This window comes from Promicromonospora sp. NPDC060271 (assembly GCF_042726755.1).
GTDB lineage: Bacteria > Actinomycetota > Actinomycetes > Actinomycetales > Cellulomonadaceae > Promicromonospora.
In genome coordinates this window covers 1-8,780 of the sequence record NZ_JBHXBG010000214.1, presented here as the reverse complement: position 1 = coordinate 8,780, position 8,780 = coordinate 1, and the positions used below count along the sequence as shown (strand labels likewise).

Here is an 8,780-nt window from a genome sequence, read left to right as displayed (position 1 = left end):
CCCCGAGAGGGGCGGCCGGGCCTTCGTGCGTCCGGCCCGCTGAGTGCTGGCTATTTGTGCTGATCGAGCCCCGGAAGGCGCAAATACCCAGCACTCACGGGAGGGTGAGGCCGGCCGGGAGGAGGGGTGGGAGGACTTCGCGGAGCGCCGTCACCCGGTCGGCACGCGCCTCGCCGCTCAGGCGTTCGACCGGGGCCGTGATGCTCACGGCGGCGACCGCCCGGCCGGCGCGCACCAGCGGGACGGCGATGCAGGCGATCCCGGCCTCGTTCTCCTCGGTCTCGCCCGCGACGCCGTTCCGCCGGGCCTCGTCCAGCACGGCGCGCAGCCGTGCCGTGCTCGTGTCGTCGCCGGCGTACCGCACGAGTGCCGCGTCGTCGAGGTCCTGGACCGACAGGAGCGCACGGCCGAGTGCGGTGGTCGCGGCGGCCCGCCGCCGTCCGACGGCCGACCACACGCGGACCGCGCGCTGCGGCTCGACCTTGTCGAGGTAGACCACCTCGCGTCCAGCGAGCACGCCGAGGTGCACCAGCTCGTCGGTCTTCTCACTCAGCGCAGCCAGGGCCGGGTGCAGCAGCGCGGGCAGGTTCTCCTCCGCGAGAAAGGTGCTCCCGAGGGAGAGCGCGGCGGGGCCGAGGCGGTAGGCGCCGTCCTCCGTCTGCTCGGCGTAGCCGCGGTGGCGCAGCGCGGCGAGCGTGCGGTGCAGGGTCGGCTTGCTGACCCCGACGGCCAGCGCGAGCGCGGCCAGCGAGGCACCCCTGGCGCCGAAGCCGGCGAGCGTGTCGAGTGCCAGCAGCGCCTTGTCGACGCTCCCGAGCGGGCTGGCATCCATGGGGCTCCCTCACGTAGCATGCGTTCCGCAGTGAACAACTGGCGTTCACCATAGCGAAACGGAGATCGAATGTCATCCGTGGACAGCACAGTCCTCGAGACCCTCGCCGCCCACCGGCTCGTGCCGGTGGTGGTGGTCGACGGCGCCGACGAAGGCGCGCGCCTGGCCGACGCGCTCGTCGCGGGCGGCCTCCCCGTCGCCGAGATCACGCTGCGCCTCGCGGGCGGCATCGACGCCATCCGCGCCGTCGCGAAGAACCAGCCCGACGTCGTGGTCGGTGCGGGCACCGTGACCACCGCCCAGCAGGTGGACGACGTCGTGGACGCCGGCGCGCGCTACATCGTGTCCCCCGGGCTGTCGGCCGCCGTCGTGCGGCGCGCCCAGGAGCACGGCGTCCCTGTGCTTCCCGGCGTCGCCACGCCGTCGGAGATCATGGCCGCGCTCGACCTCGGGGTCGACGTCGTCAAGCTGTTCCCCGCCTCCGTCGTCGGCGGGCCCGCCGCGATCAAGGCGTTCTCCGCGCCGTTCCCCGGGCTCCGGTTCGTGCCGACCGGCGGAGTGAGCGCCACGAACCTTGCCGACTACCTGACGCTGAAGCCGGTCCTCGCCGTCGGCGGCTCGTGGATGGTGGACCGCAAGCTCGTCACAGCGGGCGACTGGGACGGGATCACCACCCGTACGCGGGACGCCGTCGCGCTCGCCGCTCAGATCGACTCCGAGGAGACCAGCCGATGACCTCGCTCAACATCCGTCCCGCCGCCGAGAGCGCCTACGACGTCGTCGCCCTCGGCGAGGTGATGCTCCGCCTCGACCCGGGCAGCCGCCGGGTGCGCACCGCCCGCAGCTTCGACGTCTGGGAGGGTGGCGGTGAGTACAACGTCGCGCGCGGCCTGCGCCGCTGCTTCGGCCTGCGCGGCGCGATCGTCACGGCGCTGGCCGACAACGAGATCGGCCGGCTGGTCGAGGACTTCATGCTCACCGGCGGCCTCGACACGCAGTACGTGCGGTGGGTGCCCTATGACGGCATCGGGCGCACCGTCCGCAACGGCCTCAACTTCACCGAGCGTGGGTTCGGCGCGCGCGGCGCCGTCGGCGTCAGCGATCGCGGCAACACCGCCATCGCGCAGATGCAGCCCGACGACGTCGACTGGGACGCGCTGTTCTCGCGCGGCGTGCGCTGGCTGCACACGGGTGGCATCTTCGCTGCGCTCTCCGAGAGCAGCGCCGACGTCGCGGAGGCCGCGATGGCCGCCGCCCGCCGCCACGGCACCATCGTGTCGTACGACCTGAACTACCGGCCCTCGCTGTGGAAGGGGATCGGGGGCGAGGAGCGGGCCCGGGAGGTCAACCGGCGCCTGGCGAGCCACGTCGACGTGATGATCGGCAACGAGGAGGACTTCACGGCCTCGCTCGGCTTCGAGGTCGAGGGGGTCGACGAGAACCTCACCGACCTGGACACCGGCGCGTTCCGCGCGATGATCGAGACGGCGTCGGAGGCGTACCCGAACTTCCAGGTGATCGCGACGACCCTGCGTGGCGTGCGGTCGGCGTCGCGCAACGACTGGGGTGCGATCGCGTGGTCGCGCAAGGAGGGCTTCGCGGAGGCCACGCACCGGGCGGACCTGGAGATCTTCGACCGGGTCGGCGGCGGCGACTCGTTCGCCTCCGGTCTGGCCTACGGGCTCATGGAGCTGGGCTCGCTCCAGGAGGCCGTCGAGTACGGCGCCGCCCACGGCGCGCTGGCGATGACCACCCCCGGTGACACCACCATGGTGACGCTTTCCGAGGTCGCGAAACTAGCTGGTGGAGGAAGTGCCCGCGTACAGCGCTGACCTGGCCAGATGGTGCAAGGATTGGCGGCATGTCGTCCAAGAGCATCCTGTTCATCGGTGGAAGCGGAATCATCAGCCACGCCTCGGTGGCCCGGGCCGCCCGGCTCGGGCACCGGGTGACGGTGCTCAACAGAGGCAGATCCTCGGCGCGCCAGCTTCCCGCGGGTGTGGAGACCCTCGTCGCCGACGCGAACGACGCCCAGGGAGTCGCCGCGGCGCTGGGTGGCCGGGAGTTCGACGTCGTCGCGCAGTTCCGCGCCTTCAGCCCCGAGCACGTGGCGCGCGACGTCGCGCAGTTCGCCGGGCGGACCGGGCAGTACGTGTTCATCTCGTCCGCGTCGGCGTACCAGACGCCGCCCGCGCGGCTGCCCGTCCGGGAGTCGACGCCGCTGCGCAACCCGTTCTGGCAGTACTCGCGGGACAAGATCGCGTGCGAGGACGTGCTGGTCCGGGAGTACCGCGAGAACGGGTTCCCGATGACGATCGTGCGGCCGTCGCACACGTACGACCGCACCCTGCTGCCGACCTCGGGTGGCTGGACCGACGTGGCCCGGATGCGTGCGGGGAAGCCCGTGGTGGTCCACGGCGACGGCACCTCGCTGTGGACGCTGACGCACACCGAGGACTTCGCCGTCGGCTTCGTGGGTCTGCTCGGCCACCCGCTCGCAGTGGGGGAGTCCTTCCACATCACGGGCACGCACGCCCCCACGTGGGACCAGATCTACACCTGGCTCGCCGAGGCGGCGGGTGTGCGCAGCCCGGACCTGGTGCACGTGGCGTCCGAGACGATCGCCCGCGTGCTCCCGGACCTGGGTCCCGGCCTGGTGGGCGACAAGGCGCACTCGATGGTCTTCGACATCTCCAAGGTGCGGACGCTCGTGCCCGAGTTCGGCACCACCATCACCTACGACGTCGGCGCGGCGGAGCAGGTGTCCTGGTACGACGCCCACCCCCAGGCGCAGGTGGTCGACGCCGAGCTGGACGCGGCTTTCGACCGGCTCGCGGAGCACGCGCGCTCGATCTGAGCCGCTCGTACGTGTCAGACGTACAGATCACTCCGGTGGCCTGTACGTCTGACAGGTGGGGTGCGGTGGTCAGCGCAGGGGGGACGTCGAGTCGCGGACTACCAGCTCCGTGGCCAGGTTGAGGCGGCGCACCTTCGGCGACCGGCCGCGCGCGATGTCGAGCAGGATCTGCGTGGCGGCCGCTCCCATCTCGCGGAGCGGCTGCCGCACGGTCGTGAGCGGCGGGCCGACCCAGGAGGCCAGCGGCAGGTCGTCGTAGCCGACCACGGAGAGGTCCTCCGGCACGCGGAGGCCGAGCTGGTGCGCGGCACGGAGGAGGCCGAGGGCCTGCATGTCCGAGCCGGCGAACACCGCCGTCGGGCGGTCGGGCAGCGACAGCAGCTCCAGGCCGTGGCTGAACCCGGTCTCGACGTAGAAGTTGCCCTGCCGCACGAGCGCGGGATCGACGACGGCGCCCACCTCCTCGTGCGCCGAGCGGAACCCGTCCGCGCGGGCCCGGCTGCAGAGCATGTCCCACGGCCCGGTGATCATCGCGATGCGCCGGTGGCCCAGCGCCAGCAGGTGCCGGGTGGCCGCCAGCCCACCGTTCCAGTTGTCGGAACCCACTGAGGCGACGTCGGCGGGCGGCTCCCCGTCGGTGTCGATCACCACGTAGGGGATGCCGCGCCGGTCGAGCTGCTGGTGCTGCCCCTCGGACAGGTTCGCGGCGACGAGCAGCACGCCCAGCGGCGGGCGGGCGATGGTCGTGTCGAGCCACCGGGCGGGCGGGCGGTGCTCGCCGCCCAGCTCGGACAGGATCACGCTGGTGCGGGACTCGGCGGCCGCGTCCTCGACGCCGCGGATGATCTCCATGGACCAGCCGGAGCCCAGCCGGTGGAAGACCAGGTCGATCAGGGCGGTGCCGGCCGGTGCGGTCGCCGGGCGCCGGCGCCGGTACTGGTGCTTCTCCAGCGCTGCCTCGACACGGTCGCGCGTGGCGGGGGCGACGTCGGCCCTGCCGTTGAGCACCTTCGAGACCGTTGGCACCGACAGGCCGAGCTCGCTCGCGATCGACGCGATGGTGGGACCTGGCCGTACGTCCGTCATAGCGCAGGCCTTTCGATCCGGTCGCTGAAACTTTCGATGCTGACGGTACACCAGCATCGGGCAGCGCCGCACCGAAGTCCGACGTAACCACATCGTGACAGCGCCAGATGTGGGCCGGTCTTGACGATATGACGGTAAACATCCTAATGTCCCAGCCAATGACTCTCGGTAAAGCGGCCGATAGTTTCGAAAACGTTCCACGAAGACGTGGCGCCCTCCTGGTGAGGTCCGGCACGGCGAGGTGACCGGAGGACTTGATGGCACGAGGTACTGGGACGGTCGACGCCGTTCCCCGGACCGATGACGGGCTGCCCGGCCGCGGAGCGGGTGGTGCCGTCGGCGGAGCGGGGCCCATGCCGCCACAGCGGCTCCGCGACAACGAGACCTGGCGCGTGTCCTTGCGCAGGCACTGGCGGCTGTACACGTTCGTGCTCCTGCCGGTGATCTTCCTCCTGGTGTTCCGCTACGTGCCCATGATCGGCAACGTCATCGCGTTCCGCCGGTACCGGCCGGGCGGCTCGATGTTCGGCGACGAGTGGGTCGGCTTCTACTACTTCCAGATGTTCATCGGCAGCAAGCCGTTCTGGGACGTCTTCTGGAACACGGTCGTCCTCGGCGGGCTCACCCTGGCGATCTGCTTCCCGCTGCCGATCATCCTGGCGCTGATGCTGAACGAGCTGCGCTCGAGGCTGTTCAAGCGCGTGGTCCAGACCATCACCTACCTGCCGCACTTCATGTCGATAGTGATCGTGGCGGGCATGGTCTTCCAGCTCACGGCCATCAACGGCACGATCAACCAGATCATCGAGGGGTTCGGCGGCGAAGCGATCCCGTTCATGCAGCGGGCCGACTGGTTCAGGACCATCTACCTGACCTCCGAGGTGTGGCAGACGGTCGGCTGGGGCACCATCCTCTACCTCGCTGCGCTGACCACCATCGACGACCAGCTCTACGAGGCGTCCCGGATCGACGGCGCCAACCGGTGGCAGCAGACCTGGCACATCACGCTGCCCGGCATCCGCCCGACGATGATGGTGCTCCTCATCCTCAACATCGGCAGCTTCATGGCGGTCGGGTTCGAGAAGGTCCTGCTGCTGTACAACCCCCTCACCTACGACACGGCCGACGTCCTGTCCACGTACCTGTACCGGGTGGGGATCGGCGAGGGCGGCAACTACTCGTTCGCCGCCGCGATCGGCCTGTTCGAGGCGCTGATCGGCGTCGCACTGGTCATCACGGCCAACCAGATCTCGAAGCGAGCGGTGGGAGCCTCCCTGTGGTGACTAACTCTGCGGTGACGAACTCAGTGGTGACGACGAACACTCCCGACATCACGGCGGTCCGTGCCGCCACCACCACGGTCAAGGACACGCCGGGCTACCGGGCGTTCCGGATCGTGAACGGGCTCGTGCTGGTGGTGATCACGTTCCTGACGCTGTACCCCTTCCTCAACATGGTGGCGAAGGCGTTCAGCTCCCAGGCCTACATCGCCGCCGGCCAGGTGAACCTGTGGCCGCGCGGGTTCAACCTGACCACGTTCGCGAGCGTGATGGGCGACTCGATCTTCTGGGTCAACTACCGGAACACGATCGTCTACACGCTGCTCGCCACGGCCATCGCGATGGCGCTCACCACGACGTTCGCGTACGCGCTGTCCAAGCCGTACCTGAAGGGCCGCGGGGTCCTGATCGGTCTGGCCATGGTGACCATGCTGTACGCGGGCGGCCTGATCCCGAACTACCTGCTCATCGACGCCCTCGGGTTCAAGAACACGGTCTGGGCGATCGTCGTGCCCGGCGCGATCAACGTCTTCAACCTGCTGGTCATGAAGTCGTTCTTCGACAACTTCCCGAAGGAGCTGGAGGAAGCCGCCGAGATCGACGGCATGTCGCAGTACGGCGTGTTCTTCCGCATCGTGCTCCCGCTGTCCAAGGCGGTCATCGCGACGATGACCCTCTTCTACGCGGTCCAGTTCTGGAACTCGTGGTTCCAGGCGTACCTGTACCTGAACGACCGGGACATGTACCCGGTGACGCTCTACCTGCGCAACCTGCTCGCCGCGGCGACGTCCACGACGGACCTCGGGAGCGACACCGTGCAGATCCAGGCGAACGTCCAGTCCGTGGCGATGCTGCTCACCGTCCTGCCGATCGTCTGCGTGTACCCGTTCATCCAGAAGTACTTCGTCTCCGGCGTGATGCTCGGCTCCGTCAAGGGCTGACCGCACGCCGTCCGGCACACGAGAGCCGACCCGAACCAGCCTGACCTTCCGATGCGAAGGCGTTCACAACCTGAAGGAGAACCATGAGGATCACCCGCAGACGGGCTGCCGCAAGCCTCGCGGCGTCGGCCCTGGTCGTCACGCTGACGGCGTGCACGACGAGCGGCGGCGGCCAGGAGGAGTCCGGTGCCATCGACATGGAGTCGCAGGTCGGCTACATGGAGGACTTCGAGGTCGGCACCACGTTCAAGGCGACGGAGCCCGTCGACTTCAGCCTGCTGTACCGCGACCACCCCGACTACCCGTTCAAGGAGGACTGGTCGATCGTCCAGCACCTCAAGAACAACCAGAACGTCGAGTTCGAGTACGTCAACGTGCCGCTCGCCGACCTGGCGACACGGCGTTCCGTCCTCATCAGCTCTGGCGACGCGCCCGACATCATGCCCTCCATCTACGCGGGTGAGGAGACGCAGTTCCGGAACGCCCTGCTGCCGATCTCGGACTACGTGGAGCACATGCCCAACTTCCTCGACAAGATCGAGAAGTGGGGGCTCGAGGCCGAGGTCGAGCAGCTGCGCCAGGAGGACGGGAAGTACTACATCCTGCCGGGCATCCACGAGATCGCGAAGCCGCAGTACTCCGTCGCGATCCGCTCGGACCTGTGGGAGAAGGCCGGGATCACCGAGGACCCGGAGACCTGGGACGAGTTCAAGGAGCAGCTCGCGGCCGTCAAGGAGGCCAACCCGGAGATCGACTACCCGTTCAGCGACAAGTGGTCCATCAACAGCCCGATGGAGCAGACGCTCAACGCCGCGGCGCCCAACTTCGGCACCTCCGCGGGCACCGGTTTCATCAACGGCCTGTGGTGGGACGAGGAGGCCGGCGAGTTCACGTACGCCGGCGCCTCTGACGGCTACCGGGAGCTGGTGACCTACTTCGCGTCGCTCGTGGAGGAGGGCCTGATGGACCCGGAGTCCGTCACCCAGGAGATGGAGCAGGGCGAGCAGAAGTTCGCGTCCGGCAGCGTCGCCGCCATCAGCTCGAACGACCAGGAGCTGGTGAAGTACCGCGACAACTTCGAGCAGCTCGGCAACGAGGACGCCGAGGTGCGCCAGATCGTGGTGCCCGCGGGCCCCTACGGCAGCTACCTCGCGGCGGGCTCGCGCCGCGAGTCGGGCATCGTGTTCGGCGCAGAGGCGGCGAAGGACGACGACTTCCTCGCGATGCTGCAGTTCGTCGACTGGCTGTACTACTCGGACGAGGGCCTGGAGTTCTCCAAGTGGGGCGTCGAGGGCGAGACGTTCGAGTGGGACGGCGACAAGCGGGTCCTGAGCGAGGACATCGACGTGAACGGGCTCAACCCCGGCGCGCCGAAGGAGCTCCGCAAGGACTTCGGCTTCCACAACGGCGTCTGGATGCTGGCCCACGGGTCCACCGAGGAGCTGGACAAGTCGATGCTGCGCGACGAGGTCGTCGAGTTCCTCGACGGCATGAACGCGAAGGAGGAGCTGCCCCTTCCGCCGGCCATCACCTACGACGAGATGGAACAGGAACAGGCGACGCTCTACCAGACGAACCTGCAGGACATCGTCTACCAGAACACCGCGCAGTTCATCGTCGGCGAGCGGCCGCTCAGCGAGTGGGACGACTACGTCGCCGAGCTCGAGGCGGCGAACATGGCCGAGTACGTCGAGCTGGCCAACGGCGCCCACAAGCGCTTCGCCGAGAGCAACGGATAGTGGTCGCCGACACGGTGGTCGGCCGTCGGCCCGCGGTCGCCCGAC

The 8,780-nt window shown here is 69.1% G+C and carries 8 protein-coding genes; 6 read left to right on the top strand and 2 right to left on the bottom strand.

Annotation, left to right across the window (positions count from 1 at the left end; genetic code table 11):
- Window positions 1-94: 94 nt before the first annotated feature.
- Entirely contained in the window at window positions 95-832 is a 738-nt protein-coding gene (locus tag ACFWE2_RS23025) for an IclR family transcriptional regulator (protein ID WP_377226534.1), read from the bottom strand.
- A gap of 69 nt (window positions 833-901) precedes the next feature.
- Here ACFWE2_RS23025 and eda point away from each other — a divergent pair, with 69 nt between their 5' ends.
- Genes eda through ACFWE2_RS23010 form a run of 3 tightly spaced genes read left to right on the top strand, consistent with a single transcriptional unit; the run spans window position 902 to window position 3,689 of the window.
- A complete protein-coding gene (gene eda, locus ACFWE2_RS23020) occupies window positions 902-1,567 on the top strand; it encodes a bifunctional 4-hydroxy-2-oxoglutarate aldolase/2-dehydro-3-deoxy-phosphogluconate aldolase (protein ID WP_377226533.1) in 666 nt (221 codons plus the stop codon).
- The gene (locus ACFWE2_RS23015) at window positions 1,564-2,664 is read left to right on the top strand and encodes a sugar kinase (protein WP_377226532.1); all 1,101 of its coding nucleotides are present in this window, start codon (window positions 1,564-1,566) and stop codon (window positions 2,662-2,664) included. Before eda ends, ACFWE2_RS23015 begins: the two co-directional genes overlap by 4 nt.
- Before the next feature lie 29 nt (window positions 2,665-2,693).
- Entirely contained in the window at window positions 2,694-3,689 is a 996-nt protein-coding gene (locus ACFWE2_RS23010; protein ID WP_377226531.1) for an SDR family oxidoreductase, read from the top strand.
- Window positions 3,690-3,758: 69 nt separating this feature from the next.
- Here the strand turns inward: ACFWE2_RS23010 and ACFWE2_RS23005 are convergent, their stop codons facing one another.
- On the bottom strand, window positions 3,759-4,775 hold the full coding sequence (locus ACFWE2_RS23005; protein ID WP_377226530.1) for a LacI family DNA-binding transcriptional regulator: 1,017 nt from the start codon (window positions 4,773-4,775) through the stop codon (window positions 3,759-3,761).
- 353 nt (window positions 4,776-5,128) lie between these two features.
- Here ACFWE2_RS23005 and ACFWE2_RS23000 point away from each other — a divergent pair, with 353 nt between their 5' ends.
- The 3 genes from ACFWE2_RS23000 (at window position 5,129) to ACFWE2_RS22990 (ending at window position 8,735) form a co-directional block, all read left to right on the top strand.
- Window positions 5,129-6,058 (top strand): ABC transporter permease, encoded by a 930-nt coding sequence (locus ACFWE2_RS23000; protein ID WP_377226536.1) that lies wholly within the window; start codon window positions 5,129-5,131, stop codon window positions 6,056-6,058.
- Window positions 6,059-6,081: 23 nt separating this feature from the next.
- Window positions 6,082-6,996 carry a carbohydrate ABC transporter permease gene (locus ACFWE2_RS22995; protein WP_377226535.1) on the top strand — a complete coding sequence of 305 codons (915 nt, stop codon included), beginning with the start codon at window positions 6,082-6,084 and terminating at the stop codon, window positions 6,994-6,996.
- A gap of 83 nt (window positions 6,997-7,079) precedes the next feature.
- Window positions 7,080-8,735: an extracellular solute-binding protein gene (locus tag ACFWE2_RS22990; protein ID WP_377226529.1), complete on the top strand. Its 1,656-nt coding sequence runs from the start codon at window positions 7,080-7,082 to the stop codon at window positions 8,733-8,735.
- Window positions 8,736-8,780 lie beyond the last annotated feature (45 nt).

What these genes read in the sequence shown, in the direction of transcription:
- ACFWE2_RS23025 (WP_377226534.1), bottom strand. Translation starts at nt 832, where the DNA reads ATGGATGCCAGCCCGCTCGGGAGCGTCGACAAGGCGCTGCTGGCACTC.
- ACFWE2_RS23010 (WP_377226531.1), top strand. Translation starts at nt 2,694, where the DNA reads ATGTCGTCCAAGAGCATCCTGTTCATCGGTGGAAGCGGAATCATCAGC.
- ACFWE2_RS22990 (WP_377226529.1), top strand. Translation starts at nt 7,080, where the DNA reads ATGAGGATCACCCGCAGACGGGCTGCCGCAAGCCTCGCGGCGTCGGCC.
- ACFWE2_RS23005 (WP_377226530.1), bottom strand. Translation starts at nt 4,775, where the DNA reads ATGACGGACGTACGGCCAGGTCCCACCATCGCGTCGATCGCGAGCGAG.
- ACFWE2_RS23015 (WP_377226532.1), top strand. Translation starts at nt 1,564, where the DNA reads ATGACCTCGCTCAACATCCGTCCCGCCGCCGAGAGCGCCTACGACGTC.
- ACFWE2_RS23000 (WP_377226536.1), top strand. Translation starts at nt 5,129, where the DNA reads ATGCCGCCACAGCGGCTCCGCGACAACGAGACCTGGCGCGTGTCCTTG.
- eda (WP_377226533.1), top strand. Translation starts at nt 902, where the DNA reads ATGTCATCCGTGGACAGCACAGTCCTCGAGACCCTCGCCGCCCACCGG.